A 26,733-nucleotide genomic window follows, 5' to 3' on the forward strand; every position below is an offset into this window, starting at 1 on the left:
TACCGAGGGCTTACGACCTGAGCGAACCAGGGCCGCTCGGGTGTCGAATGAGAGGCATGAAGCCCGCCAAGGCCGCACTCACCGGACTGCTCGCCCTCGTGGCCGCCCTGGCGGCAGGGCACCTGGTGGCGGCCTTCGTGGGCATCAGCGCCTCCCCGTACCTCGCGGTGGGCAACGCCGCGATCGACCTCACGCCGTCCTGGCTGAAGGACTTCGCGGTCACCACGTTCGGCACGGCCGACAAGCTCGTGCTGCTCACCGGCATGGCCCTGGTCCTGGCGGGCATCGGCGTCGGTGCGGGCCTGGCCAGCAGGAACAGTGCCGCGCCGGGGTCCCTGGTGGCCGTGCTGCTCGGGTTCGTGGGGGTCGTGGCGGTCGTCACGAGGCCGGACGTCGGCCAGCTCGCGGTCCTCGCACCCGTCGCCAGCACGGCCGCGGGCGTCTACGTGTTCCGCTACCTGCACAAAGAGGCCGAGGAGAGTGACAGCAGGCGCGGCTTCCTGATCACCGCCGGGCTGACGGTCTTCGCCGGGGTCGCGGGGCAGCTGTTCGGCAACCGGACGGACGTCGAGGGCTCGAGGCAGGCCATCGGGGACCTCACGCCGAAGACGAAGGCGCCGGAGATCCCGTTCAACGCCGACTTCGTCAAGGACGGCACCCCGAGCTTCATCACCAGCGGCAAGGACTTCTACCGGATCGACACCGCGCTGAGCGTGCCGCGGATCCGGGCGGAGGAGTGGGCGCTGCGGGTGCACGGCATGGTCGAGCGGCCGATGGTGCTGACGTTCGAGGAGATCCGCAGCAAGGACCTCGTGGAGGAGACCGTCACGCTGACCTGCGTCTCCAACGAGGTCGGCGGGCCGTACATCTCCACGGCCAACTTCATCGGCGTCAAGATCGGCGACGTGCTGCGGGAGGCCGGCGTGAAGGCGGGCGCCGACCAGCTGTTCAGCACCAGCGACGACGGGTTCACGGCGGGCAGCCCGCTCGACTACGTGCTGGAGAACGGGCTGATCGCGATCGGCATGAACGGCGAACCGCTGCCCGCCGAGCACGGCTTCCCCGCGCGGCTCGTGGTGCCGGGGCTCTACGGCTACGTCTCCGCGACCAAGTGGGTCACCGACCTCAACGTCACCACGTTCGCGAAGGAACAGGGCTACTGGATTCCGCGCGGGTGGGCGACCAGGGCGCCGATCAAGGCGTCCTCGCGGATCGACCGCCCCCGGCGGATGGGCAAGGTCCAGGGCAAGACCATGATCGCGGGAACGGCGTGGGCGCAGCCCAAGGGCGTGGCCAAGGTCGAGGTCCGCGTCGACGGCGGGCCGTGGCAGGAGACCGAGCTCGGGGCCGACGTCAGCGACAGCACCTGGCGGATGTGGAAGATCGAGATGGACCTCTCCCGGGGCAGTCACACGGTCGAGTGCCGGGCCACCGACAAATCGGGGTTCACCCAGGACCAGGCCCGCCTGGACCCCGTTCCCGACGGCGCGACGGGATGGCATTCGGTCACCTTCACCGTCGAGTAGGCGCTCACCCCGTAGTGATCATGAACCGCTGAAGTGCTGGTCACGCCCTGTCACCAGTGCTGTGACACCCGATCACCGACTTTGTGCATGCGTTCACAAGCGGTACGGTGTGAGCATCACCAACGCCGCGGGGTCCCTGCGGTGAAGCACACCCGGAGGTCGGAGAGCGTGGCATCACAGCGGGGCGAAGGTGAGACGACCACCACCCCTCTGGAGCCTGCCGACAGGGAGCGCGCTCGTGCGATTCCGGAGGCGGCCGTGGCCCGCCTCGCCGTGTACCTGCGCGTGCTGTCCGGCATGGCCGACCAGGGCGTGACGGCGGTCTCGAGCGAGGAACTGAGCCAGGCCGCCGGCGTCAACGCGGCGAAGCTCCGCAAGGACCTGAGCTACATCGGCAGCTACGGCACGAGGGGCGTCGGGTACGACGTCGAGGTCCTCGTGAGCCACATCGAGCGCATCCTCGGCCTCACCCGCAACCACTCCGTGGCCGTCGTCGGCATCGGTAACCTTGGTCACGCTCTCGCCAACTACGGCGGGTTCCCCGGCCGTGGGTTCCCGGTCACCGCCCTATTCGACGTGGACGACGATCTCGTCGGAATCCCTGTTGGGGGCATCCCCGTCAACCACATCGACGAGATCACGTCGGTCTGCATGGAGCGCGAGGTGTCGATCGGCGTCATCGCGACGCCTCCGCCAGCGGCTCAGTCGGTTTGCGACCGTTTGGTATCTGCGGGCGTCCAGTGCATTCTGAACTTTGCACCAGTTGTCCTTCAGGTTCCAGACAACGTCGAGGTGCGCAAGGTTGACTTGGCGGTCGAGATGCAGATCCTGTCGTTCCACGTCGCTCGACGTGCGGACGAGGCTGCCAGCGTCTCGGTCGGCAACAACGGACTCGGTGTGGACGGGATGGTGATTCGCCCGTGAGCGTGAGCCAATCGGCTCCGGCAGACGTGGTGACCACATGAGCTTGCTCGTAGTCGGTCTGTCGCACCGCACCGCCCCCGTTCCGGTCCTGGAACGCGTCACCGTGGCCGAGCCCGACCTGTCCAAGGTCCTCGGTCAGCTGCTCGCCGCGCCCAGCGTCTCCGAGGCGATGGTCCTGTCGACCTGCAACAGGGTCGAGGTCTACGCCGTCGTCGAGTCGTTCCACGGCGGCATGTCCGAGGTCGTCGACGTCCTCGCGCAGCACGCCCAGGTCGACGCGAACTCGCTGTACGAGCACTTTTACGTGCATTACGCCGCCGCTGCCGTCGAGCACCTGTTCTCCGTCGCGGCCGGCCTCGACTCGATGGTCGTCGGCGAGTCCCAGATCCTCGGCCAGCTGCGCGGTGCGTACGCGGCGGCGGACGAGGCGGGCACCGTCGGCAGGACCGTCCACGAACTCACCCAGAACGCGCTGCGCGTCGGCAAGCGCGTGCACTCCGAGACCGGCATCGACCACGCGGGCGCGTCGGTCGTGTCCGAGGCCCTCGGTGACGCGGAGGCCCAGCTGGGCACCCTCGTCGGCAAGCGCGCGCTGCTCGTCGGCGCGGGCGCCATGGGTGGCCTGGCCGCCGCGCACCTGCGCAGGGCGGGCATCGGCGAGGTCGTCATCGCGAACCGGACGCAGGCCAACGGTGTGCGTCTCGCCACCTCGCTCAAGGCCGAGGGCGTCCCCGCGACGGCCGTCGACCTGACCGCGCTGGGCGTCGAGATCGACCTCGCGGACATCGTCTTCGCGTGCACCGGGTCGGTCGACACGGTCGTCCGCGCGGACATGATCGGCAAGCGCTCGCGGCCGTTGGTCGTGTGCGACCTGGGCCTGCCCAAGGACGTCGACCCGGCCGCGGCCGTTCTGCCGAACGTTCGTGTGGTGGACCTGGAAACGCTGCAGCGCCGTCTCTCGGACGCGCCCGCGGGCCAGGACGCACGCCTGGCGGCCCAGCTGGTCGCCGACGAGGTCAAGGCCTACCTCGCCGGCCAGCGTTCCGCCGAGGTCACGCCGACCGTCACGGCCCTGCGCAAGCGGGCCGCCGAGGTGGTCGACGCCGAACTGCTCCGTCTTGATTCGCGACTTCCCGAACTGGACGCCGCGACACGCGGTGAATTGGCCAAGACGGTGCGTCGCGTTGTAGACAAGCTCCTGCACACGCCGACCGTCAGGGTGAAGGAGCTCGCCTCCGCCCCTGGTGGTACCGGCTACGCGGAGGCTCTCCGCGAACTGTTCGGGCTCGACCCCCAGGCTCCTGGGGTTGTCAGTCAGACCAAGCAAGCTTCTGTGGATGGTGAAACGCGGTGACCCGCACCCTACGGATCGGTACCCGAGGCAGCGCTCTGGCGCTCGCGCAGACGGGGACCGTGGCCGAGGCGCTGAAGGCTGCCGGAGCACAGGTCGAGATCGTCGTCATCAAGACGCCGGGCGACCTCTCCGACGCTCCGATCGCCCAGATCGGCATCGGCGTCTTCACGTCGGCCCTTCGCGACGCGCTCGCGAACGGTGAGATCGACGTCGCCGTCCACTCCTACAAGGACCTCCCGACCGCGCCGGACCCCCGGCTGACGCTCGCGGCCGTGCCCCGGCGAGAGGACCCGCGCGACGCTCTCGTGGCGCGCGACGGCCTCACGCTCGGTGAGCTGCCGCAGGGGTCCACTGTGGGCACCGGTTCGCCGCGCCGCGCGGCCCAGCTGGAGGCCCTCGGCCTCGGGCTGGACATCGTTCCGTTGCGGGGCAACGTGGACACGCGGATCGGCAAGGTCCGCAACGGCGAGCTCGACGCGGTGGTGCTGGCTCGCGCCGGCATCGCGCGGCTCGGCCGCACGAGCGAGATCACCGAGAACCTGGAGCCCATCCAGATGCTTCCCGCACCCGCGCAGGGTGCGTTGGCAGTCGAGTGCCGGGTCGACGACGTCGACGCCGAGCACCTGATCCAGTCCACTTTGGACGATTCGGCCAGCCGGGCCGCTGTGACCGCTGAGCGCGCCATGCTGGCCGCGCTCGAAGCGGGCTGCAGCGCGCCGGTCGGCGCGCTGGCCGATGTGGTGGAAGACCTCGATGACGACGGGAAGGTCGTGTACCGACTTTCCCTGCGCGGGGTCGCTGCGACGCCGGAGAACGATCTCCTCCGGGCGTCCGCCACCGGTGACTTGACCGAAGCTGAGGGACTTGGCCGGGCGCTGGCCGCCGAGTTGCTCGACCTCGGGGCCGCGGTTCTCAGCGGTCCAGAGGCGTAATCGATGGGGAGTGCCCTGATGACCCGCGCACGCAAGACCCCCGGACGCGTCGCCTTCGTGGGCTCCGGCCCCGGCGACACCGGGCTGCTCACGGTCCGGGCCCACGACTTGCTCACCAGGGCTGAACTCGTGGTCACGGACCCGGACGTTCCTGCGGACGTCCTCGCGACCGTGCCGGAGGGAGTCGAGGTCCGCCCCGCTGTCGGTGAGTCCGCCGACGTGGCCAAGGACCTGGTGAACGAGGCGCGCAACGGTGCGACCGTCGTCCGTCTCGTCGCGGGTGACCCGCTGACGCTCGACTCGGTCGTCAAGGAAGCGCAGGCCGTCGCGAAGTCGACGATCCCGTTCGACGTCGTACCCGGTGTGCCCTCGGGCACCGCGGTGCCGGCGTACGCGGGTGTCGCTCTCGGTGGCGTGCACACCGAGGTCGACGTGCGCGCCGTGACGGACTGGGCCGGCCTCGCCGCCGCGCCCGGCACGCTCGTGCTGCACGCGACCGGCTCGCACCTGGCCGAGGCCGCGTCGAACCTGGTGGAGAACGGCCTCGCGCCGCAGACACCGGTCGCCGTGACCGCCGAGGGAACGGGCTTCCAGCAGCGCACCATCGACACCACGCTGGCCGCCGTCGCGGCCGACGCCGGTGAGATGGGCGGCCCGCTGGTCGTCACCGTCGGTGCCGCCGCCGCCAACCGCTCGAAGCTCTCCTGGTGGGAGTCGCGGGCGCTGTACGGCTGGCGAGTGCTGGTCCCGCGGACCAAGGAGCAGGCAGGCGCGATGTCCGAGCGTCTGCACTCGCACGGCGCTATCGCCGTCGAGGTGCCGACGATCTCGGTCGAGCCGCCCCGCAGCCCCGCGCAGATGGAGCGCTCGGTCAAGGGTCTCGTCGACGGCCGCTACCAGTGGGTCGTCTTCACCTCGACCAACGCCGTCCGCGCGGTGTGGGAGAAGTTCCGCGAGTTCGGCCTGGACGCCCGTGCGTTCTCCGGCGTGAAGATCGCGTGCGTCGGCGAGGCCACGGCCGCGAAGGTGCGCTCGTTCGGCATCATCCCGGAGCTCGTGCCGTCGGGTGACCAGTCGTCCGAGGGCCTGCTGAACGACTTCCCGCCCTACGACGACATCCTCGACCCGGTCGACCGCGTGCTGCTGCCGCGGGCCGACATCGCCACCGAGACGCTGGCCGCCGGCCTGCGCGAACGTGGCTGGGAGATCGACGACGTGACGGCGTACCGCACCGTGCGTGCGGCCCCGCCGCCCGCCGACACCCGCGAGATGATCAAGTCCGGTGGCTTCGACGCGGTGTGCTTCACCTCGTCGTCGACCGTGCGGAACCTGGTCGGCATCGCGGGCAAGCCGCACGCCCGCACGCTCGTCGCGTGCATCGGCCCGCAGACCGCCGAGACGGCGCGGGAGTTCGGCCTCCGGGTCGACGTGCAGCCCGAGGAGGCGAACGTGCCCGCGCTGGTCGACGCGCTGGCCGCCCACGCCGCCCGGTTGCGCGCCGAGGGAGCCCTTCCTCCCCCGCGCAAGACCAAGCGCCTGCGCAGGAGCTAGAACACACTGAAGCCGTCGGGGCCACTCAAGATCCTTTGAGTGGCCCCTTCGACTCTCTTCCGTCAGGGAGTCAAGATGTACCCACTTCACCGGCCGAGGCGTCTGCGCACGACGCCCGCCATGCGCCGCCTGGTCTCCGAGACCGAGGTGCGCCCGAGGCAGCTCGTGCTGCCGATGTTCGTCAAGGAAGGCCTGGCCGAGCCTGCTGAGATCAGCAGCATGCCGGGCGTCCTGCAGCACTCCCGTGACTCGTTGCGCAAGGCCGCGGTCGAGGCCGTGCAGGCAGGTGTCGGCGGCATCATGCTGTTCGGCGTCCCCGCCGTGCGCGACGCCGTCGGCTCCGGCGGCACCGACCCGGACGGCATCCTCAACGCCGCACTGGGCGACCTGCGTGCGGAACTGGGCGACAGCACCGTGCTCATGTCGGACTGCTGCCTCGACGAGTTCACCGACCACGGCCACTGCGGCGTTCTCGCCGCCGACGGCACCGTGGACAACGACGCGACCCTTGAGGTCTACGGCGAGATGGCCGTGGCCCAGGCGCGCGCCGGTGCCCACGTCGTCGGCCCCAGCGGCATGATGGACGGCCAGATCGCCTTCATCCGCAACGCTTTGGACCAGGCGGGCCTGCCGGACACCGGCATCCTCGCCTACTCGGCCAAGTACGCGTCGGCGTTCTACGGCCCGTTCCGCGACGCCGTCGAGTCGCAGCTCGCGGGCGACCGCAAGACCTACCAGCAGGACCCCGCGAACGCCCGTGAGGCGATCCGCGAGGTGCAGCTGGACCTCGCCGAGGGCGCGGACATGGTCATGGTCAAGCCCGCCCTGCTGTACCTGGACGTGCTGCGCTCGGTCGCCGAGGTCTCGGACGTTCCCGTTGCGGCGTACCAGATCTCGGGCGAGTACTCGATGATCGAGGCCGCTGCTCAGAACGGCTGGATCGACCGCGAGCGCTCGATCCTGGAGTCGCTCACGTCCATCCGCCGGGCCGGGGCGGACATCGTGCTCACGTACTGGGCAACCGAAGCCGCCCGATGGCTGGACCGGTAACTCCCGCTCCTGTCCCGAAGCTGGTCGACGTCGCGCGCTGGTTGTGGATCGCCGGCGCGTGCGTCGGCATGCTGCGGTTCGTGGTGCAGCTCTTCGACCGCGAGACCCTCGTGGCCGAGGCGCGCCGCCAGAATCCCTCGCTGGGGCAGGATCAAATCGATGCGGGCGTGAATGGCGGTGTCCTCTTCGGACTGCTGATCGCCGTCGCCGTGCTGCTCGCGTACACGCGGTTCGCGAACGCGATGGCGCGCGGCCGCAACTGGGCCCGGATCGTGCTGACCGTGCTGGGAGGGGCGTCCGTCGCGTTCGGACTGTTCCGGCTCGGCGCCTGGGCCAGCGGGGTCGCGGCGGAGCTCGGGGTGGAGATGCGGGCGGTCGATCTGGCCGTAACGCTGGTCACCACCGTGCTGGACGCGACCGCGATCGTGCTGATGTACCGGGTGTCCGCGCACTTCAGGAAGCGCGTCACGGTGGACAGCACCTTCCCGCGGACCTAGGTTTCGAGCGTGACGTCTCCGAAGGAATCGGGCACCCCTCGCACCATCACCGCGGGCTACTGGCTCGTCGTGGCAGGTGTGGCCCTCAGCGTGCTGGCCTCGCTGTACGTGCTGCTGAACAAGCAGGTGCTGGTCGAGGCCGCCGTCCAGGGCAACAAGGATCCGAAGATCACCCCGGACATGATCGCCTCGACGGTGAACACCCTGGTGATCGTCTCGCTGGTCGTGACTCTCGTGCTGGCCGGCCTCGCGGCGTGGCTCGCGGGCAAGGTCAGGGCGGGGATCAAGAAGAGCCGCACCGGCCTGATGATCACGTTGCTGATCGGCCTGTTCTTCCAGATGATCACGAACACGCTGGGCATCGTGACGGTCCTGATCGCCGTCTCCGGCCTGGTGCTGTTCTACTTCCGGCAGTCGACCGACTACCTGACCGAACGCGAGCAGCTGACGTGAACGACGCTCCCCGGCCGGTCCGCATCGCCGTCGGGCTCTGGCTCGCGATCGCCGTCTTCGTGTTGTTCACCACCGCCGGCCTGTGGTTCCAGCGCGGTGAGGTGCAGGAGCTGACCGGCTGGACGTCCGGGCAGGTCACGAGCTTCCTGGCCACGCTGTCCGTCGTCGCGCTGCTCTTCGTGGCCGCCTACGCGTTGCTGACCAGGCTGTTCCTGAAGCGCAGGAACTGGGCTCGGATCGCGTTGTCGTTCATCGCGATCGTCCACATGATCTGGATCCTGTTCGTCGGGATCAGCGCGTCGAGCTTGGTCACGTTGCTGCTCATCTGCGTCGCAATCGTCTTCACGTGGCAGGCGCGTACGGCACAGTGGCTCGCGGAGGTGCGTGAGCAGTGACCTATCCGCAAGACCCGTGGCAGCGGCAGAACCCCGACGACGTCCAGTGGCAGAACCCCGCGGGCGCCTATCCTGTGACCCCGGCGCCCACCGGGCAGTACCAGGTGAACCACGTCGGGCAGGCGAGCTTCTCGATGGCGCCGCTCGCGCCCGTGCTGCCCCACGAGATGGCGCCGCCGCGGCCCGCGACGATCACCGCCGCGATGTGGATCTGGATCGCGGGCGCCGTGCTCTCCGTGGCCGTGCTCCCGGTGATGCTGCTCGTCAACGGCGACTACTTCATCAACGAGGGCAGCGTCGTCACGGACGAGGAGCGGCAGGCCAACGAGCTCGGTGTGCGGGTCATGGCCGTGCTGTTCGGGTTCGCCATGCTCGTCGCCGCCGCGCCGTACGTCGCGTTCGCCGTCGTGCTGCGCAACGGCCAGAACTGGGCGCGCATCCTGCTCACGATCCTCGGCGTCATCGGGTTCCTGTCGATGATCGCGATCATGCTCATCTCGCTGAACGCGCGGGTGTGGCAGCCGAGCGTGGTGATCAGCGTCGTCGTGATCGGGCTGACGATCGCGGCCGTGGTGCTGCAGTTCCTGCCCGCCTCGAACAAGTTCGTGCGCTAGTGCTCTACCGGGAGTCCGGCAGCAGCTGGTGGCCGTTGGTGTGGGGACCGGGGTTCGCGGTCGCCGGGTACCTGATCGAGCTCATCACCGGGCCCGCGTCCGTGGCGCTGTGGGCGATCGTGGGGCTCGTGCTGACGCTCTGTGCGGTGTTGTGGGTGAACCTCAGGGTGAAGACCGGCAGCGTCGCGCTGACGACCGAAGAGGCCCAGTTCGGGCGGGAGAAGCTGCCGGTCGCGATGATCCAGGCCTTCACCGACGTCGGCGCGCCCACGGGCGCCAAGGTGCTCGGTGGCGGCTGGTCGGTGCCCAAGGGGACGACCGCCATGCCGTTGCGGCTGGTCGACGGCACGGTGGTGCTGGGATGGGCGCGCGATCCGGAAGCCTTCCTCGCGGCGCTGCGGCGGGTCGTGAGAGGGTGAGCGACGTGACAGAGGCCGTGACTGAGCCGGAGTCGGACACCGTGGTGGAGGAGCCTGAGCAGGCCCCGCCGGCCGGTCCGAGCCTGCACCAGCCCCAGCGGTGGCTCATCGCCGCGGGCGAGGTCGTCGCGATCGTCGTGCTGGTGATCGTCGCCGTGTGGGCCTGGAACCGCGGCGTCGTGCGCCTCGAGTACCCGATCGAGGGCCGCGAGCCGTTGATCTCCACGCGCTATCACGGCAACTGGCTGGGCACCGCCGCCGGCGCGCTCACGCTGGCCGTGGTCCTCGTTCTGGACGTGGCGCGGCAGGTCCTGCTGGCTGTGCGCACCCGGCCGCAGAAAGCCGCCGACTCCGACATGTGAGACTGGGGTACGTGACTGCGAGTCGATCCCAGGCCCTGTTCGAGCGCGCGTCGACGCTGACCCCCGGCGGGGTCAACTCTCCGGTGCGGGCGTTCCACTCCGTCGGCGGCACCCCGCGATTCATGGTTCGCGGCGAGGGCCCGCACCTGTGGGACGCGGACGGCAACCGGTACGTCGACCTGGTGTCCTCGTGGGGCCCGATGATCCTCGGGCACGCCCACCCGGCCGTGGTCGAGGCCGTGCGGAAGGCGGCGGTGAACGGCCTGTCGTTCGGCACGCCGACCGAGGGCGAGATCGACCTCGCGGCCGAGATCATCGACCGGGTCGAGCCGGTCCGCCAGGTTCGCCTGGTCAACTCGGGCACCGAGGCCACGATGAGCGCGATCCGCCTCGCCCGCGGCTTCACCGAGCGCCGCAAGATCATCAAGTTCGCCGGTTGCTACCACGGTCACGTCGACGCGCTGCTCGCCCAGGCGGGCTCCGGTGTCGCGACCCTGGGCCTGCCCTCGTCGCCGGGTGTCACGGGCGCGCAGGCCGAGGACACGATCGTCCTGCCGTACAACGACATCGAGGCCGTCCGCGCCGCGTTCGCGGAGAACCCCGGCGAGATCGCCTGCGTCATCACCGAGGCGGCGGCGGGCAACATGGGCGCGGTCGCGCCCGGCCAGGACTTCAACGCGGGCCTGCGGGAGATCTGCGACGCCGACGGCGCGTTGCTGATCATGGACGAGGTCATGACCGGCTTCCGCGTCTCGCGCGCCGGCTGGTTCGGCCTGGAGCGCGTGCGCGGCGACCTCTACACGTTCGGCAAGGTCATGTCCGGCGGCCTGCCCGCGGCGGCGTTCGGCGGCCGCGCGGACGTCATGGCGCGGCTGGCGCCCTCCGGTCCCGTCTACCAGGCGGGAACGCTGTCCGGTAACCCCGTCGCCGTCGCCGCCGGCCTGGCCACGTTGAAGGCCGCCGGCGAGGACGTCTACCGGGCCCTCGACCGCAACGCCGCGCGCCTCGGCGCGCTGTTCACGGCAGCGCTGACGGAAGCGGGTGTCGAGCACCGAGTGCAGTTCGCTGGCAACCTGGTGAGCGTGTTCTTCGGTGCCACCGAGGTGAAGGACTACGCGGGCGCGCAGGCGTGCGAGACGTGGCGTTTCCCGCCGTTCTTCCACGCCCTGCTGGAGCGAGGCGTCTACGCCCCGCCGTCGGCGTTCGAGGCGTGGTTCGTGAACGCCGCCATGGGTGAAGAGGAGTTCGCAGTGATCGCCGACGCACTGCCGCACGCGGCCCGTGCCGCCAAGGAGGCCCGCAAGTGACCCGCACCGTCGTCCACCTGCTCCGCCACGGCGAGGTGCACAACCCGACCGGCGTCCTCTACGGCCGCCTTCCCGGCTTCAAGCTGTCCGAGCGGGGGCAGAAGCAGGCGCTGACCGTGGCCGAGCACCTGGCGGACCACGACATCGTGCACGTCGTCGCGTCCCCTTTGGACCGTGCACAGCAGACCGCCTCGCCCATCGCCGACTCGCATCGGCTGGAGCTGGCCACCGACGACCGGTTGATCGAGGCCGACAACCAGTTCGAGGGGCTGAAGGTCGCCGTGGGCGACGGGGCACTGCGGTCGCCCCAGCACTGGCCGAAGCTGGTCAACCCGTTCAAGCCCTCGTGGGGTGAGCCGTACATCGAGATCGCCCACCGGATGATGGGGGCGGTGCAGAAGGCCCGGGCCGCCGCCGAAGGTCATGAGGCCGTGTGCGTTTCGCATCAGCTGCCCATTTGGACCGTGCGACGGTTCCTGGAGGGCAAGCGGATGTGGCACGACCCGCGCAAACGGGAGTGCTCGCTCGCCTCGCTCACCTCGCTGATCTTCGAGGGCGAGCAGCTGGTCCGCATCGCCTACTCCGAACCGGTGGGTGCGACCAATCCTCGGGTGACCGGGGCATGAAGCGGTTTCTCGTTCTGCTTCTGCTGCTCGCCGGATGCACCACCGGGAAGGACGCCGCCCAGATCGGGGCCGGGGACTTCTACCTCGTGGCTCCTGGCGGGCAGGTCAAGCTCCGGTACGCGCCGAGCGAGCGCAAGGAGTTGAAGGGGCTCGAAGGCGAGTCCCTGCTCGAAGAGGGCAAGGTCGTCAAGCTCTCCGACTACGCGGGCAAGCCCGTCGTGATCAACATCTGGGGGGCCTGGTGCGGGCCCTGCCGGACCGAGGCGCCCGAGATGCAGAAGATCTTCGACGCCGGCACCCAGGTGGTCGGCGTCGACGTCAAGGAGACCTCGAAGGACCATCCCCGGGACTTCATGAAGGACCGGTCGCTGACCTATCCGTCCATTTACGACGCTTCGGCCCGGAGCTTCATCAACGTGTTCCGGGGAGTTCCCGCCAACACCGTGCCTTCCACGTTCATCGTGGACAAGAACCACAAGGTGGCGGCGGCGTTCCTGGTGCCGGTGCTGGCTTCCGATCTCCAGACCGTCCTGGACGAGCTGGCCAAGGAATGAGAAAAGGGGGCCGCGAGGCCCCCTTCTTCGTGTCGCTCGCCTACTGGGCGGGCGGTTCCACCGGGGCGTTCAGCGACGGGATCTTGGCCTTGAAGGCCTTGACCATCGCGTCGCGTCCGATCGAGTTGAACTGCTTGCCCAGCGTGCGCATGATCGAGTTGCCGGTCGGCCGGTAGAGGCCCGTCTTGTAGTACCGAGCACCCTCGACCGGGGCGATCACGCCGCCGTCCGGGGAGGGCTGGCCGAGGTACTCGCCCCACTTGGCGCCGGTCGGGTCGCTGGTCACGTTGATCTCACGCGGTTCGGAGCCCGTGTAGTTCGCGTACGGGTAGTCGTACTCGTCGGCCAGGCCGCCGATCGAGTGGCCGAGCTCGTGGATCGCGATCTGACCGGCCTGGGCGTTCGAGCCGGAGGCGGTGGCCACCGAACCGCCCGCACCGCCGTACTTCGCGGTGTTGCCGAGCGCGATCACCTGGTCCGCCTGCGGGGCGAGGGCCGCGAACTCCTTGGCCTTGGTCTCGTTGACGCAGAGCAGGCGCTCGGTGTTCGCGTCGCGGCCCTGGCACCAGAAACCCATGTCCAGCGCGGTGTTCTTGAGCAGGCCCTTGGTCGGGTCGTGGTCCACACCGGACTCGGCGGAGACGACGTTGACCTGCCAGACGTTGAAGTACTCCTTGTAGGAGGCGAAGGGCTCCACGGCGGAGAGCTCTTCCCACTTGCTCTTCACGTTGCCGGTGTAGGTCTCCAGGTCGTCGGTCGTGTAGCCGTCGCCCACGAAGACGAGGTCGAAGCGGTCGGCCGAGTCGCCGGTCACCTGGACGGGGACCACGTCGGCCGCGACCAGGGCGCGGAGGTTCGTCGATTTCTCGGCTGGTGCTTTCGGGGTCAGGGCCTGGGTGATGGAGCCGTCCTCGTTGAAGACCTCGCGCCATTCCATCGCCGGGGCAGCGCCACCGGCCGGTACCTGCGCGAACAGTGCCAGCGCCGCGACGGTGAACGCGGGAAGTAGCAGCCGGGAACGATGCATGAGCTGACGCTAAGCAACCGTGATGTCACCCACAAGCGGCAATTGTCGGTACTTTTGGCCCAAGCCTTGTGTCGGGTCAAAACCGGTGCCGGTCGTCGCGTGATCTGGGCAACTACCTACTCTGAGGTCTGTGAACCCCACCGATCTGGCGATCTCCGGGCCGTTGCTGCTGGCCACCGGGGTTGCTCTGCTCGCTGGGTTCATCTCGTTCGCGTCACCGTGCGTGGTGCCGCTCGTGCCCGGCTACCTCGCGTACCTCGCCGGTCTGGTCGGTGCCGAGGCGCCTCGGGTGGAGGCGAACGAGCCGGCGAAGCAGGGCCGGTGGCGCGTCGCCGGGGCCTCGTTGCTGTTCGTGCTCGGGTTCACGGTCGTCTTCGCGTTGGCCTCGATGGCCATCCTCGGTGCGTCGGACGCGCTGTTCCTCAACGCCGATCTGTTCCAGCGCATCGGTGGCGTCGTCACGATCCTGATGGGACTGGTGTTCCTCGGACTCGTGCCGGCGTTGCAGAAGGACGTGCGGTTCCACACCAAGCCCAACGCCGGGTTGTTCGGAGCTCCGGTGCTCGGGGCCGTGTTCGCGCTCGGGTGGACGCCGTGTCTCGGGCCGACGCTGGCCGGCGTGCTCGCCGTCGCGCGCAGCACCGAGGTCGGGTCGTCGACGGCGCGTGGCGCAGTGCTGGTCCTGGCCTACTGCCTGGGCCTCGGGTTGCCGTTCGTGGTGCTCGCGCTCGGCGCTCGGTGGGCGCTGGGCGTCACGAAGTGGCTGCGCACGCACGCCCGGCAGGTGCAGATCTTCGGTGGTGTGCTGCTGATCCTGGTCGGGATCGCGCTGGTCACCGGGCTCTGGGGTGAGTTCGTCGGGTGGCTGCGCTACTCGTTCGTCGACGTAGTGAGGCTGCCGCTCTAGTGATCGCCTTCCTCCGCAACACGTGGCGCGGGCTCACCTCGATGAGGACCGCGCTGACCCTGCTGTTCCTGCTCGCGCTCGCGGCGATGCCCGGCGCGTTGCTGCCGCAGCTCTCGCTCAACGCCGCCAAGGTCGACGAGTACGTCGCCCAGCGCGGCTGGTGGGGGCAGTTGCTGCTCAAGCTCGGGTTCTTCGAGGTGTACGCCACGCCGTGGTTCGCCGCGATCTACCTGCTGCTGTTCACGTCCCTCGTCGGGTGCCTGCTTCCCCGCACGTGGGAGTACTTCAAGCAGATGCGCGCGAAGCCGGTGCTGACGCCGCGCAATCTCTCGCGGATGCCGCACCACGCCCAGGCCGAGCTCGACGTGACGCCGGACGAGGCCGTCGCACGAGCCAAGAAGGTCCTGCGCGGCTGGCGGATGGAGACCGGCGAGGACACGGTCAGCGCCGAGCGCGGGTTCCTGCGCGAGACCGGCAACCTGGTCTTCCACTTCGCGCTGCTGGGCCTGCTGGTGTCGTTCGCACTGGGCAAGATGTTCAACTACGAGGGCCAGATCATCGTCCAGGCCGACGGCGGCCAGTTCTGCAACGGCGGCATCTTCAACTACGACCAGTTCCGGCCGGGCCTGCGGGTCGACGGCACGGACCTCACGCCGTTCTGCGTCGAGATCGGCAAGTTCTCCGCCGAGTACCTCGACAACGGCCAGCCCGTCGGCTTCAAGGCGGACATCCGCTACCAGTCGGGCGAGAGCCTCGCCTCGAACACCTGGAATCCGTACACGCTGCAGGTCAACCACCCGCTGCGCACCGAGGGCGATCGTCTCTACCTGCTCGGACATGGCTACACGCCGACGTTCACGGTGACGTTCCCCAACGGCGAGAAGCGCACGCAGGGCATCCAGTGGCTGCCGACCGACCAGCTCACGCTGGCCTCGGAGGGCGCGACGAAGTTCGACCCGCCCGGAGTCACGGACTCCGAGACGCGGCGCAAGAACCAGATCGCGGTGACGGGCCTGCTGGCGCCGACGCCGTTGCTGCACGGCAACATCCTGAACTCGAAGTTCCCGGCGCTGAACGACCCGATGGTCGCCGTCGACGTGTACCGCGGCGACCTGGGCGTGGACGACGGCCGCGGTCAGTCGATCTTCTCGATCGATCAGAAGATGGTCGACCAGGGCCGGTTGCAGAAGGTCGCGCGCAAGAACCTCGCGCTGGGCGAGGAGATCGCGCTCGACGACGGCACCAAGGTGCGCTTCGACTCCGTGAACGACTGGGTGTCGCTGCAGGTCTCGCACGACCCGACCCAGGGTTACGTGCTGATGTTCGCCATCCTGATCATCCTCGGCCTGGGGGTCTCGCTGACCGTCAAGCGCCGCAGGGTGTGGGTCCGTGCGACTCGTCTGGACGACGGGCGTACTTTGGTCGAGGTCGGCGGGCTCGCCCGTACTGACCAGGCAGGATACGGCGAGGAGTTCACGCGGCTCGCCCGCGCGGTGCTGAACGAGGAGAAGTCCTGATGCCGGTCAACGAGACCCTCGCGACCTACAGCGACTGGCTGTACCGCAGCGCACTCGGGGTCTACCTCTTCGCGATCCTGCTCTACGCGGTCGAGCAGGCCTTCGCCCGTGCCCCGCGCAAGGCGCTGGTCGGCGCCGGCGGGCCGGACGTCCTCGTCGACGAGCCGAAGGCCGAGCTGACCAGGGCCGAGCGCATCGGCCGCATGGGTGCCGCGATGACGGTCCTCGGTGCGGTGCTGCACCTCGGCTCGTTGGTCATGCGCGGACTGTCCGCCGGGCGCGCTCCCTGGGGCAACATGTACGAGTACATGTCGCTGCTGTGCCTCGCGGCCGTGGTGACGTGGATCGTGCTGATGGCGAAGTTCCCGATCCGCCGTCTCGGCGTGTTCGTGCTGCCGCCGATCCTGGTCCTGCTGTTCCTCGGCGGCACCGTCCTGTACGCCGAGGCCGCGCCCGTCCAGCCGGCGCTGCGGTCGTACTGGCTGGTGATCCACGTCTCGGTGATCTCGATCTCGTCCGGCGTGCTGCTGATCCCCGGCGTGACGTCGATCCTCTACCTGCTCAAGGACACCAGGTCGGACCGCTTCCCGAAGCTGCCGTCCGCCGACGTGCTCGACCGGATGTCGTACCGGACCACCGTGCTGGCGTTCCCGCTGTTCACGGCCGGAATCATCCTCGGCGCGATCTGGGCGGAAGCCGCGTGGGGCCGGTTCTGGGGCTGGGACCCGAAGGAGACGGTCGCGTTCGTCTCGTGGGTGGTCTACGCGGCGTATCTGCACGCGCGCGCTACGGCCGGTTGGCGTGGCCGTGGGGCCGCTTGGATCAACATCGCGGGCTTCGCCCTGAACGTGTTCAACCTGTTCTTCATCAACTTGGTCACCAGCGGGTTGCATTCGTACGCGGGTCTCTAACGAGTTAGCCCCCAGGTCGATGGAACCGTTGTCGGTTGCGTACCGTCGCAACCTGGGGGTCGGGGAAGTCTCGGTCCCTCTTGCTCAGGGAGGGCCACAGCGGTGACATGGCAACCACCGGGTGAGGAACAGGGCTCCGGCCCGCAGTACGTCGACCCGCAGGCGGCGGCCTACCTCGACCCGCAGCAGTCCGGTCCGCAGCACGTCAGCGGCGGCCAGTCCGGCCCGTACAACTTGGGCAACCAGTCGGGGTCCTACCAGGTGCCCGGCAACGCCTCCGGCCCGTACCAGGTGCCGGGCAACGCTTCAGGTCCCTACCAGGTTCCCGGCACCACGTCGGGTTCCTACCCGGTGCCGGGCGCGCAGTCGGGCCCCTACCAGGTGGGTGGCGGCCAGTCGGGTCCCCACAACACCCAGAACACGGCGCAGTACGGCCAGTTCGCCGGCGCTCAGTACCCGAACAACTTCCCGCAGCAGGAGTACCGCTCGCAGGCGCAGGAAGTGTCGTCGCAGCAGCTGATCAAGAAGGAGAAGCGTCCGCCGACGTCGGGATGGCGCAAGTCCCTGCACTCGCTGACCGGTGGCGCCATCAACCTCGGCGAGAGCCCCGCCGACGTGCGGCGACGCGAGCTGATCGCACGGATCAACCAGCCGCTGCGCGGGTGCTACAAGATCGCGATGCTGTCCCTGAAGGGCGGCGTCGGCAAGACCACGACGACCACGACGCTGGGCTCGACGTTCTCGTCGCTGCGCGGCGACCGGGTGGTCGCGGTCGACGCGAACCCCGACCGCGGCACGCTCGCGTTGAAGATCCCGCGCGAGACCACGGCGACCGTGCGTCACCTGCTGCGCGACGCTCCGAAGATCAAGAAGTACAGCGACGTGCGCGCGTACACCTCGCAGTCGCCGGCGCGCCTCGAAGTGCTGGCGTCCGAGCAGGACCCGTCCGTCTCGGAGGCGTTCAGCGAGGACGACTACCGGCGCACGGTGGACCTGCTGGAGCACTTCTACAACATCGTGCTCACCGACTGCGGCACCGGCCTGATGCACTCCGCGATGAAGGGCGTCCTGGACGAGGCGGACTCGCTCGTCCTGGTGTCGTCCGGCTCGGTCGACGGCGCGCAGACGTCAGCGGCGACGCTCGACTGGCTGGAGGCGCACGGCTATCGCGACCTGGTCGCGAAGTCCGTCTGCGTGATCAACTCGGTGCGCCCGAAGTCGGGCAAGGTCGACCTCGACAAGCTCGCCGCGCACTTCCAGCAGCGATGCCGTGCCGTGGTCCGCCTGCCGTTCGACGAGCACCTCGAAGAAGGCGCGGAGATCGCTCTGGACCAGCTCGCGCCGGAGACCCGCCTCGCGTTGCTGGAGCTCGCCGCCGTGGTGGCGGACGACTTCCCGCACTCCTGAGCCGGTCTGGAAACTAGCGGAAAGGGGTCCTGTCGATCAGGGCCCCTTTTCCGTCACTCGTCGCGCTTGCGCTGCTCGTCGAGCTTGCGCAGGAACTCCGGGTCGTCGTCGGGCGCGATCACCTTGCGGCCTGGGGTGTACTCCGAGTGCTGCGGGGCGAAAGCTCGCCACACGAGCACAGCCACGGTGAGCGCACCGATCACCGCCAGCAGGTAGATCATCGTGTCGCCACCTCCCTTTGCCACGAGATTACCCGCGGCACAGGGATAACTACGGTTTCAGTGGCGGACGGGTTCAGTCGCCTCGGTGGTCAGCTCTGAAAGCAGGGCCTTCACCTCGGTCTCACGGAACCTGCGATGTCCTCCAGGGGTGCGGATCGAGCCGATGCGACCTGCGGTGGCCCATCGGGTCACGGTCTTCGGGTCGACCCGGAACAGATTGGCGACTTCCCCAGGCGTCAAGAGCCGCTCGGTGGCTGCAGTCACTCGTCCTCCTCAGATCAGACGTTCCGGTCTGATCGTGGCATCTGACCCATCAGGTACTCGAACGCTTGTTTTTTGGTAAAGAGGTAGTAAGGGACGACCGGCGCGATTCGGACAGAACTGTCTGCGCTCGCTCCGCTCCCGCGGCGAGTTCGCCCTCAGGCGGCCGTCGCGAACTCGCGGCCATGTGACCGGGGCGACCTGCAGGCACTCCGTAGGCATAGGGTGTCGCGGGTGGATGCTCTTGATCGACAGATCATCGCCGCACTTCGTGCCAACGGACGGGCCACGTACGCCGACCTCGGCAGGCAGGTCGGCCTGTCCGCCTCCGCCGTGCACGAGCGGGTCGGCAAGCTCGAGTCCAGCGGCGTGATCGTCGGGTATCACGCGGTCGTCGACCCCAGCGCGGTCGGCCTGGGCGTGACGGCGCTGATCGGCATCCACCCCACCGACATCGCGGACGACAACGAGGTCGCGGTCGCTCTGGCCGAGCTCAACGAGGTCGAGTCCTGCTATCGGGTGGCGGGCGACGAGTCGTTCATCGTGAAGGTCAGGGTCGCGACGGTGGACGATCTGGAGCGTGCGCTCGGGCGGTTGCGGCGCATTCACGGTGTGGCTCGCACGCGAACGACGGTGGTGCTTTCCACTCGCTTCGAGGGACGCCCGAACACCGGTGACGAGGAAGGCGACGTAACCTGAACGGGTGCTCGCTCGTGATGTGACGCTCTACGTCCTCGCCCGCCTCGGCCTCGTGGTCGTGGTGATGGGCGCGCTCATGTTGTTCAAGGTTCCTTTGCTGCCGGCCCTCGCCGTGGGCGTGGTCGTGGCGCTGCCGGCCTCGCTGTTCATCTTCAAGGGGTTGCGGGAGCGGGTCGCGACCGGCCTCGACGCGCACCAGGCCGTGCGCAGGGCCGAGCGCGAGAAGCTGCGTTCCGAACTGCGTGGTGACGAAGGTCCTCTCACCCAGGCGTAGGACGTCTGCCCGGTTATCGTGCGGGCTGTGAGTACCTCCGTTGACCGCGTTTGCAGCAGGACCAGGCACTGGGTGTGCGAGGCCGTCGGGATCATCGAGGCGGACGCGAACCGCAGCGCGGACACGCATCTGCTGCGCTACCCGTTGCCGCTCGAATGGGGCATCGACCTCTATCTGAAGGACGAGTCGACGCACCCCACGGGTTCGTTGAAGCACCGGCTGGCGCGCTCGTTGTTCCTCTACGCGATCTGCAACGGCTGGATCACCGGTGGCACGCCCGTCATCGAGGCCTCCTCCGGTTCCACGGCGGTGTCCGAGGCGTACTTCGCCCGGCTGCTCGGGCTGCCGTTCATCGCGGTGATGCCCCGCTCGACCTCGGCCGAGAAGGTCGCGCTGATCGAGCGCCAGGGCGGCAGGTGCCACTTCATCGACGAGCCGTCGGCGCTCTACGACGAGTCGCGGCGGCTGGCGTCCGAACTCGGCGGCCACTTCATGGACCAGTTCACGCACGCCGAGCGCGCCACGGACTGGCGGGGCAACAACAACATCGCCGAGTCGATCTTCGAGCAGATGAAGCTGGAGCCGTCGCCCACCCCCGACTGGATCGTCGTGGGCGCGGGCACGGGCGGCACGTCGGCCACGATCGGCCGGTACATCCACTACCAGAAGCTGAACACGCGTCTCGCCGTCGTCGACCCCGAGCACTCGGTCTTCTTCGACGCGTGGCGCGACGGCAACCGCGACCTGGTCGCGACGCGCGGGTCCGGCATCGAGGGCATCGGGCGGCCGCGGGTGGAGCCGTCGTTCATCGGTGAGGTCATCGACCGGATGATCAAGGTGCCGGACGCGTCGTCCGTCGCGACGATCCGGTACGTCGAGGACCTGCTCGGACGGCGGGTCGGAGGGTCGACCGGGACGAATCTCTGGGGAGCGTTCCAGATCGTGGCCGAGATGAGGCAGTCTCGCACCCGCGGAAGCGTGGTGACTTTGTTGTGCGACGGTGGCGAGCGTTACGCGAACACCTACTACGACGACACATGGGTATCCGCTCAGGGCATGCATCTCGACCCGTGCCTTGAACGTCTCGACAACTTCCACCGCACGGGGAACTGGTGACGAGAGTTCTGCGTCACAGCGTGACCTGAGCACCTGAGTCCGCAGGGGGGACGCTGTGTCGTCGCTGTTCACCGACGCGGCCGAGATGCGCGCGTACGCCGAGTACCTGCGCACCGAGGCCCAAGAGTTCGACACGATCCGCAAGTACGTCCACGCCACGGCGTGCGACAAGGCGGGCTTCACCGGCCTGCTGACGTTGCTGCAGCCGGGCGTGGACATCGTGCGGGCGTTGTTCGACGAGACGCTCGACTTCGGCAAGTCGAAGCTCGAAGGCACGGCCGCGGCGGTGGACGCGACGGCGAAGGGCTACGAGGACATCGACGCCCTTCAGCGGCGGATCTTCGAGGGGCTGCTGAAGTGACGACCGCGTCCTACAGTTCCCCGCGCCCGGTCGCGGCCTCGCTCAAACAGCCCGACGTCGACACGGCGTCGTTGAACGATGTCCTGCGCGACCAGGGCTGGGGCGTGCAGGCGGTCAACTGGGTGTTCGAGGCCGTGACCGGCGAGAGCCTGGTCTCCACGATCATCACGCCGATCACCGGCGACTGGTCGAAGATCCGTGCGGACGGCGACGCCTGGCGCATGGTCGGCAACGCCATGAACGACGTCTCGTACAACCTCACCGACGCGGTGGGCAAGGTGCGCGGCCACTGGGACGGTGACGCGGCTCGCGCCCACGAGAAGTACATCGCTCTGGGCTGGAAGGCCGGCCTGCTCGCGGAGATGGGCGTCGCCCAGCTGATCGCGAAGGGCTTCGACACGGTCGCGTCCGGCGCCGAGGCCCTGGGCAAGCAGGCAGCCAGGCTTTTGGACTACCTGGTCAACAAGCTCCTCGAAGCCGCCGCCACCGTCTGGATCCCGGTCGCGGGCTGGATCAAGGCAGCCGAGATGGTCTGGAACGCGTACCAGATCTACCGGCGCGTGATGGACATCATCGACACGGTCCAGAAGCTCATCGCCGACGTGAAGGCGCTCTTCGACGCCGTCGGCCGCGTCTTCTCCGCCATCGGCAAGCTGAAGGACGCCGACTCCCTCGCCGAGGCCATGAACGCCACCCAGGAGGTGGCGGAGGCGGGCCGCGACGTCCGCAACGCCGTCAGGGACATCAGCGACGACGCCGCGTCCATCAAGGACTCGGCCACCGAGATCGCCGACCGGGGCCGCGACGTCGGCTCGAAGGTCCGCGAGATCTACACCCCGCCAGGCGGCACGGAGGACACCAAACCGGCCGCCGTCTCCTCCGTGGCGCCCGGCGGCGCTTCGGTAGCGCCCCCGCCCACCCTGCACGCAGGCCCCGACGCCCCCGCCACCCACGCCGCGGCGGCCACTGGCCCAGCCGTGTCCGCACCGCCTTCGACGGGCGGCGGTGGAGGCGGCGGCATGCCGACCGGCGGCGTTCCCACCGGCGGTCACTCCAGCTCGGGCGGCGTGCCCTCGTCCGGCGGGCCTTCGTCCGGCGGTCACGGCCCCGTCGTGCCACCCAGCACCAACACCACCCACGCGGCCGGCGCAGCCCCTGCTGCGGCCCCGCCGGCCTCCCACCAGCCCGTCATGGGCGGCGCGATGCCGATGGGCGCCCCCATGGCCCCGGGAGCGGGCGGCGGCGACCAGACCAGGAGCTCCGGCTCCCGTCCGGGCGCGGGCGGCGTCCCGTCCTTCCCGAGCGCGGGAGCCCCGGCCGGGCCCAAGGCCCCCACGGGCCTGCCGACCCCTCCCGGCCACGCCTCAGGTCTCCCCACCCCGCCCGCGACCCCGGCGTCCGGCACTCGCCCTGGTGGCTCCGGCCTGCCCACGCCCCCGTCGGGCACCGGCACGTCGGGCAGCAGCCACCCCGGCACGCACCAGACGCCAGGTTCCGCCGGTACCCACCCGACGCCCGGCTCGGGCAGCGGCCTGCCGACCCCGCCGAACTCGGGCAGTCACGCGACTCCTGGCAGCGGTCTGCCGACCCAGCCCAACTCCGGCGCGCACGCGACGCCTGGTTCGGGCAGCGGCCTGCCGACCCCGCCCAACTCGGGTGCTCACCCGACGCCAGGCGGCTCCGGCCTGCCCACGCCCCCTGACCACCCGACCGCCGGCTCGGGCACGGCAACCGCGCCGGCCCCGTCCCACACGGGCGGCGGTCTGCCCTCCCCTCCCGGTCACCCGAGCCCCGGCACGGACCACCCGGCGCCGAGTTCCGGTGGCGGCCTCCCGTCGCCTCCCGGGCACGCGTCCCCGAGCGCGGGCGGCGGTCTGACCTCCTCTCCGGGACACCCGAGCCCCGGCACGGACCACCCGGCCCCCAGCGGCTCGGGAGGCTCGGCGCCGCACGACGGCGACACGCGTCCCCACGACACGACTCCGTCCGGCACCGCTCCTCACGACCCGTCGACCACGCGTCCCCACGACACCACGCCCAACGGGTCGACGGACACCAAGCCCCACGACACCCCGGACGGCACCAAGCCCCACGACGCCGACACCCGGCCGCACGACGCTGACCCGAAGCCGCACGACAGCGACACCAAGCCGCACGACGCTGACGCCAAGCCGCACGACAGCGACACCAAGCCCCACGACGCCGACCCCAAGCCCCACGACGGCGACACCCGGCCCGACGACGGGAAGCCGCACGACACCGACGCGAGCGGTGCCGAGGACGTCAGGCCCCACGACACCCAGCCGGACCACGACACCCCGGCCCCCCACGACACCGACCCCAAGCCCGGCCACGACGACGCCACCACCCCCGGCCACAACGACAACGGCGACGGCAGCACCCCGCCGCCGCCCACCGGGCCGGACCTCAAGGGCCACTTCGACGCGGCCGCCATGGCGGCGCAGGGCCAGGGCTACCAGCACCAGCTCGAGCAGATGCTGCCCAACCAGGCCGACCGCGACCGCTACGTCGAGCTGAGCCAGAAGCTGTCCACCGACCTGAGCCCGGCCGAGGCCCAGCACGTGGCCGACGTCCGCAACCAGATCAAGGTCGACTCCGGCGACATCGTCACCAAGGCCCTCAACCCGAGTGCGGTCAGCACCTACCTGCCCGACCAGCCGCACGCCGCCGGCAGCAAGCAGGAGACCTGGCAGAACCAGATGGGCGGCTCGATCGCCCGCGGCCAGGACGTGGTCGACGTCAACACGCCGCAAGGGCTCAGGGACGGCCTCGCGCTCGACGACAAGGGCAAGGGCTGGACGCCCATCCCGGCGGGCGCGCCGAACGCGATGCAGCTCAGGTACGAGATCACCGACCAGAACGCCGGTGCACACAACGTGCCGTTCGGCGGGCCGAAGAAGGACACGCCGGACTTCACCCAGCCAGGGCCGTACCCGGCGGACCAGTACCAGTCACCGCAGGAGAAGGCGCACTACGAGGCGTCGCAGCAGCAGATGGCGGCGGCAGGTGGCGCGGCGAAGCCGTACGACGGCTACGACCCGTTCACCGGTACCGGGTCCACGATGGGCGGGATGCCGGAGTGGCGCGTCGACGGCGGCACACCGTTGCCTGATCGTGCCGAGATCTGGCAGGTGAACGCGGACGGAACTGAGAAACTGCACGCCGTGTACGACCGCAAGTTCGGCTGGACGAAGCTCTGATGACCCAGTACTCCCAGGAGATGGCCGAGTACCGCGGCGAGACCTACTTCGCGGGCGCGGAAGGGAACGACGTCTGGATCCGCAAGATCCCCGGCGTGACCTACGCGAACAGCGAAGGGTTCCAGACCTACGGGAACCGTGAGCTCAAAACGGTGGCTGTGAAAGAACTCCAGGCCTGGTACCTGGACACCTGCACGGCCACCTGGCGCGGGCAGCCGTTCAACGTCGTCAGGACGGAGAACGGCAAGGCCGAGGCCGGGTACGCGGGTGGCGAGTACGTGTGGGCCGCGCAGAACGGGCTCGAAGGCGACCAGTACAACGGCTATCGGGCCACGCTCGACGTCGACGAGCTTCAGGACGTGCAGATCGACCGCACGGACTTCCTGGCGCGGTGGAAGGAGAAGAACCCGGGATGAGCACCCCACAGGCCGTGCGCAAGGCGGCCGGCATCGGGCCGGAGACGATCCTGCAGAAGATCGTGCACCCCGCGATCGCGCAGCTCTACCTGGGCAACGTCGTGGTGCCCGGCAAGTTCGAACCGCACCGGGTTGCCGGGTTCGTGACGCGCGGGCAGGACTTCCCGCAGGGCACGTCCGACCAGTTCGCCGAGGCGTTCGGCGTCGACAAGGTCGCTGACTGGCCGAAGGGCACCCAGTACCTGCTGCGCTTCCTGGCCCACACCACCGAGCTCTTCGACACCAGCTTCGGCGGTCCGACGCTCGACGGCGCGCAGAAGATGGGCACCACCCGCGTCTACCCGGTCCCGTTCACCGGCACCGGCTACACGCCGAGCGCGAACCCCATCCCCGAGTACGTCATGGAGCTCGCGGAACTCCCCGCGGGCACGGAACTCTGGCGCTTCGAGCCCAACGGAGAAGGCCGCAGCGTCGGCAAGTACCTCAACCGTCAGGTCGGCTGGGTCCCCACGGGAGACGTCGGCTTCGGTCCCGGAAGGTACTGGCAGGCACCGGTTCCGCACCGGCCGACCGTCCGTCGTGGACTGATCGGGAAGTTCCAGGGCCGGGACTTCGACGTCGACTTCGGTCCGGCGCCCGGCTCCGTTCTGCTGCACCCGCTGGCCGGTCAGCCCGCGCCGCCGGACTTCACCGAGGAGAACGGCGTCCAGTTCCTCGAGGTGCCGGACGCGGTCGTCGAGGACCTCCAGCTGGTCCGCACGCTCTGCACGTACCGGGGCGCGGAGTTCGAGATCATCGGTGTCCTCGGTGACCAGGCCGTGCTGCACTTCCTCGGCGAGAACTACGAAACGGCCCAGCGGCTCGGTCTGTCCGAAGTAGACTTCCGGCAGTGGCGCACCCTCGCTCAACGCGCCGAGGTGAACGACATCCGCGGTGAGGCCAGGCCGATTCAGCGCGGGCTCTTCGCGAGGGAGAACTGATGACCACCCCGAACGACAGCTGGAAGTCCGCGGAGCTGCGGGCGGCCGAGGCGCAGGTCGACGCGCGCTTCAAGGAGGCGCAGGACCTGGCGAACCGCCTCAAGGACACGCCGCTGCCGCCCGTTCCGCCGGTCGACTTCAAGGCGATCGCCCAGCAGGTCGAGCGGGCAGCGCAGGAACGGGACGCGCCCGAACAGCTCAAAGCGTTGAAGCGCAAGGTGGACGCGGGCGAGTTCACCTGGGAGGACGTCGTCTCCGGCAAGGCGGCGCAGGACCCCGACGTGCAGGCCATGCAGCAGGAGAACGTCAACAAGATGAAGCAGGCGTTCCAAATGTTGCAGGAGGGCCTGACCGCCGAGGAGATCATGGCCGCCCAGGACCCGCGCAGGAACCGGGGTGACGACGGCGACGAGAACGCTCCCGACATCTTCACGGAGGACAAGTGGTGATGACGGCCTGGCGGACACCGGACATCCTCGCGGCGGAGGACTTCCTGAGCAGTGCCGTCGCCGAGGCGGACCGCGCGATGCGCTCCGCCCAGCAGAACCTCAAGGGCAAGGAACCATCCACTGAGGACATCCGCAGGGTGATGCAGTTCGCGAAGTCCAGCGACGCCTCACCGGCGATGCGTCAGCTCGCCGACCGCATCGCGCGCGGTGCCGGCCTGAGCTGGCGTCAGGTCCTCACCGGCGAGGCGGGCCACGATCCGCTGGTGCGCCGGGCACTCGACGCCGACCGCGCCAGGCTGGACGAGCTGATCAAGGGCGAGACGGCACCGCCGCCACCTCCGCGCAGGCCCGTGCGAACGGATGACGACGAGCCGACCCAGTTCACCGAAGACGCCTGGTAGA

The 26,733-nt window shown here is 69.4% G+C and carries 31 protein-coding genes; 28 read left to right on the top strand and 3 right to left on the bottom strand.

What is annotated here, in order from left to right; genetic code table 11:
• The first annotated feature begins 56 nt into the window (after window positions 1–56).
• The 15 genes from SK854_RS20975 to SK854_RS21045 all read left to right on the top strand — a co-directional run bounded on the left by SK854_RS20975 (window position 57) and on the right by SK854_RS21045 (window position 12,564).
• Window positions 57–1,526 (top strand): molybdopterin-dependent oxidoreductase, encoded by a 1,470-nt coding sequence (locus tag SK854_RS20975; RefSeq protein WP_319976783.1) that lies wholly within the window; start codon window positions 57–59, stop codon window positions 1,524–1,526.
• A gap of 168 nt (window positions 1,527–1,694) precedes the next feature.
• Window positions 1,695–2,450, top strand: coding sequence for a redox-sensing transcriptional repressor Rex (locus SK854_RS20980; RefSeq protein WP_319976784.1), 756 nt, complete (start codon window positions 1,695–1,697; stop codon window positions 2,448–2,450).
• A gap of 37 nt (window positions 2,451–2,487) precedes the next feature.
• Window positions 2,488–3,804: a glutamyl-tRNA reductase gene (locus SK854_RS20985; RefSeq protein ID WP_319976785.1), complete on the top strand. Its 1,317-nt coding sequence runs from the start codon at window positions 2,488–2,490 to the stop codon at window positions 3,802–3,804.
• Entirely contained in the window at window positions 3,801–4,736 is a 936-nt protein-coding gene (hemC, locus tag SK854_RS20990) for a hydroxymethylbilane synthase (RefSeq protein ID WP_319976786.1), read from the top strand. Before SK854_RS20985 ends, hemC begins: the two co-directional genes overlap by 4 nt.
• Window positions 4,737–4,754: 18 nt before the next feature.
• Window positions 4,755–6,287, top strand: coding sequence for a bifunctional uroporphyrinogen-III C-methyltransferase/uroporphyrinogen-III synthase (locus SK854_RS20995; protein WP_319976787.1), 1,533 nt, complete (start codon window positions 4,755–4,757; stop codon window positions 6,285–6,287).
• Between the two features lie 75 nt (window positions 6,288–6,362).
• Complete coding sequence (gene hemB / locus SK854_RS21000) at window positions 6,363–7,337, top strand: porphobilinogen synthase (RefSeq protein WP_319976788.1); 975 nt, start codon at window positions 6,363–6,365, stop codon at window positions 7,335–7,337.
• The gene (locus SK854_RS21005) at window positions 7,322–7,834 is read left to right on the top strand and encodes a hypothetical protein (protein WP_319976789.1); all 513 of its coding nucleotides are present in this window, start codon (window positions 7,322–7,324) and stop codon (window positions 7,832–7,834) included. The genes hemB and SK854_RS21005 overlap by 16 nt, the downstream gene beginning before the upstream one ends.
• A gap of 9 nt (window positions 7,835–7,843) precedes the next feature.
• On the top strand, window positions 7,844–8,287 hold the full coding sequence (locus tag SK854_RS21010) for a hypothetical protein (RefSeq protein WP_319976790.1): 444 nt from the start codon (window positions 7,844–7,846) through the stop codon (window positions 8,285–8,287).
• On the top strand, window positions 8,284–8,682 hold the full coding sequence (locus SK854_RS21015; RefSeq protein WP_319976791.1) for a hypothetical protein: 399 nt from the start codon (window positions 8,284–8,286) through the stop codon (window positions 8,680–8,682). Before SK854_RS21010 ends, SK854_RS21015 begins: the two co-directional genes overlap by 4 nt.
• Window positions 8,679–9,296 (top strand): hypothetical protein, encoded by a 618-nt coding sequence (locus SK854_RS21020; protein WP_319976792.1) that lies wholly within the window; start codon window positions 8,679–8,681, stop codon window positions 9,294–9,296. Before SK854_RS21015 ends, SK854_RS21020 begins: the two co-directional genes overlap by 4 nt.
• The gene (locus SK854_RS21025; protein WP_319976793.1) at window positions 9,296–9,715 is read left to right on the top strand and encodes a DUF3093 family protein; all 420 of its coding nucleotides are present in this window, start codon (window positions 9,296–9,298) and stop codon (window positions 9,713–9,715) included. Before SK854_RS21020 ends, SK854_RS21025 begins: the two co-directional genes overlap by 1 nt.
• 5 nt (window positions 9,716–9,720) lie before the next feature.
• Window positions 9,721–10,077: a hypothetical protein gene (locus SK854_RS21030; RefSeq protein WP_319976794.1), complete on the top strand. Its 357-nt coding sequence runs from the start codon at window positions 9,721–9,723 to the stop codon at window positions 10,075–10,077.
• 11 nt (window positions 10,078–10,088) lie between these two features.
• Window positions 10,089–11,384 carry a glutamate-1-semialdehyde 2,1-aminomutase gene (hemL, locus tag SK854_RS21035; protein ID WP_319976795.1) on the top strand — a complete coding sequence of 432 codons (1,296 nt, stop codon included), beginning with the start codon at window positions 10,089–10,091 and terminating at the stop codon, window positions 11,382–11,384.
• Window positions 11,381–12,010: a histidine phosphatase family protein gene (locus SK854_RS21040; protein ID WP_319976796.1), complete on the top strand. Its 630-nt coding sequence runs from the start codon at window positions 11,381–11,383 to the stop codon at window positions 12,008–12,010. Before hemL ends, SK854_RS21040 begins: the two co-directional genes overlap by 4 nt.
• Window positions 12,007–12,564, top strand: a complete 558-nt coding sequence (locus SK854_RS21045) for a TlpA family protein disulfide reductase (RefSeq protein WP_319976797.1) — start codon at window positions 12,007–12,009, stop codon at window positions 12,562–12,564. Before SK854_RS21040 ends, SK854_RS21045 begins: the two co-directional genes overlap by 4 nt.
• Window positions 12,565–12,604: 40 nt before the next feature.
• On the opposite strand, the gene SK854_RS21050 is transcribed toward SK854_RS21045, so the two are convergent.
• Window positions 12,605–13,591, bottom strand: a complete 987-nt coding sequence (locus tag SK854_RS21050) for a M64 family metallopeptidase (RefSeq protein ID WP_319976798.1) — start codon at window positions 13,589–13,591, stop codon at window positions 12,605–12,607.
• Window positions 13,592–13,712: 121 nt separating this feature from the next.
• On the opposite strand from SK854_RS21050, the gene SK854_RS21055 reads away from it, so the two are divergent.
• From SK854_RS21055 to SK854_RS21070, 4 genes are all read left to right on the top strand, one after another.
• Window positions 13,713–14,498: a cytochrome c biogenesis CcdA family protein gene (locus tag SK854_RS21055; RefSeq protein ID WP_319976956.1), complete on the top strand. Its 786-nt coding sequence runs from the start codon at window positions 13,713–13,715 to the stop codon at window positions 14,496–14,498.
• A gap of 41 nt (window positions 14,499–14,539) precedes the next feature.
• Complete coding sequence (resB, locus tag SK854_RS21060) at window positions 14,540–16,015, top strand: cytochrome c biogenesis protein ResB (RefSeq protein ID WP_319976957.1); 1,476 nt, start codon at window positions 14,540–14,542, stop codon at window positions 16,013–16,015.
• Window positions 16,015–16,926 (top strand): c-type cytochrome biogenesis protein CcsB, encoded by a 912-nt coding sequence (gene ccsB / locus SK854_RS21065; protein ID WP_319976799.1) that lies wholly within the window; start codon window positions 16,015–16,017, stop codon window positions 16,924–16,926. The genes resB and ccsB overlap by 1 nt, the downstream gene beginning before the upstream one ends.
• A 102-nt stretch (window positions 16,927–17,028) precedes the next feature.
• Entirely contained in the window at window positions 17,029–18,333 is a 1,305-nt protein-coding gene (locus tag SK854_RS21070) for an AAA family ATPase (protein WP_319976800.1), read from the top strand.
• A gap of 53 nt (window positions 18,334–18,386) precedes the next feature.
• Here SK854_RS21070 and SK854_RS21075 read toward each other — a convergent pair whose 3' ends face one another.
• Together SK854_RS21075 and SK854_RS21080 are read right to left on the bottom strand one after the other, a co-directional pair.
• Complete coding sequence (locus SK854_RS21075; protein WP_086667950.1) at window positions 18,387–18,554, bottom strand: hypothetical protein; 168 nt, start codon at window positions 18,552–18,554, stop codon at window positions 18,387–18,389.
• A 57-nt stretch (window positions 18,555–18,611) separates the two neighbouring features.
• The gene (locus SK854_RS21080) at window positions 18,612–18,818 is read right to left on the bottom strand and encodes a BldC family transcriptional regulator (protein ID WP_030473853.1); all 207 of its coding nucleotides are present in this window, start codon (window positions 18,816–18,818) and stop codon (window positions 18,612–18,614) included.
• Between the two features lie 231 nt (window positions 18,819–19,049).
• On the opposite strand from SK854_RS21080, the gene SK854_RS21085 reads away from it, so the two are divergent.
• The 9 genes from SK854_RS21085 to SK854_RS21125 are packed head-to-tail and all read left to right on the top strand — an operon-like array spanning window position 19,050 to window position 26,732.
• On the top strand, window positions 19,050–19,514 hold the full coding sequence (locus tag SK854_RS21085; RefSeq protein WP_093605870.1) for an Lrp/AsnC family transcriptional regulator: 465 nt from the start codon (window positions 19,050–19,052) through the stop codon (window positions 19,512–19,514).
• A gap of 4 nt (window positions 19,515–19,518) precedes the next feature.
• Window positions 19,519–19,788 carry a DUF4229 domain-containing protein gene (locus SK854_RS21090; protein WP_319976802.1) on the top strand — a complete coding sequence of 90 codons (270 nt, stop codon included), beginning with the start codon at window positions 19,519–19,521 and terminating at the stop codon, window positions 19,786–19,788.
• A 27-nt stretch (window positions 19,789–19,815) separates the two neighbouring features.
• Window positions 19,816–20,904 carry an L-cysteine desulfhydrase Cds1 gene (locus tag SK854_RS21095; protein WP_319976803.1) on the top strand — a complete coding sequence of 363 codons (1,089 nt, stop codon included), beginning with the start codon at window positions 19,816–19,818 and terminating at the stop codon, window positions 20,902–20,904.
• Window positions 20,905–20,959: 55 nt separating this feature from the next.
• Complete coding sequence (locus tag SK854_RS21100) at window positions 20,960–21,265, top strand: hypothetical protein (protein WP_319976804.1); 306 nt, start codon at window positions 20,960–20,962, stop codon at window positions 21,263–21,265.
• Complete coding sequence (locus SK854_RS21105) at window positions 21,262–24,486, top strand: methyl-accepting chemotaxis protein (RefSeq protein ID WP_319976805.1); 3,225 nt, start codon at window positions 21,262–21,264, stop codon at window positions 24,484–24,486. Before SK854_RS21100 ends, SK854_RS21105 begins: the two co-directional genes overlap by 4 nt.
• The gene (locus SK854_RS21110) at window positions 24,486–24,902 is read left to right on the top strand and encodes a hypothetical protein (RefSeq protein ID WP_319976806.1); all 417 of its coding nucleotides are present in this window, start codon (window positions 24,486–24,488) and stop codon (window positions 24,900–24,902) included. Before SK854_RS21105 ends, SK854_RS21110 begins: the two co-directional genes overlap by 1 nt.
• Window positions 24,899–25,882 (top strand): hypothetical protein, encoded by a 984-nt coding sequence (locus tag SK854_RS21115; RefSeq protein ID WP_319976807.1) that lies wholly within the window; start codon window positions 24,899–24,901, stop codon window positions 25,880–25,882. Before SK854_RS21110 ends, SK854_RS21115 begins: the two co-directional genes overlap by 4 nt.
• Window positions 25,882–26,331 (top strand): hypothetical protein, encoded by a 450-nt coding sequence (locus tag SK854_RS21120; protein ID WP_319976808.1) that lies wholly within the window; start codon window positions 25,882–25,884, stop codon window positions 26,329–26,331. The genes SK854_RS21115 and SK854_RS21120 overlap by 1 nt, the downstream gene beginning before the upstream one ends.
• Window positions 26,331–26,732, top strand: a complete 402-nt coding sequence (locus tag SK854_RS21125) for a hypothetical protein (protein WP_319976809.1) — start codon at window positions 26,331–26,333, stop codon at window positions 26,730–26,732. Before SK854_RS21120 ends, SK854_RS21125 begins: the two co-directional genes overlap by 1 nt.
• Window position 26,733: the final 1 nt, after the last annotated feature.

Origin of the sequence: Lentzea sokolovensis (assembly GCF_033949975.1) — a bacterium.
Classification (GTDB): Bacteria; Actinomycetota; Actinomycetes; order Mycobacteriales; family Pseudonocardiaceae; genus Lentzea; species Lentzea sokolovensis.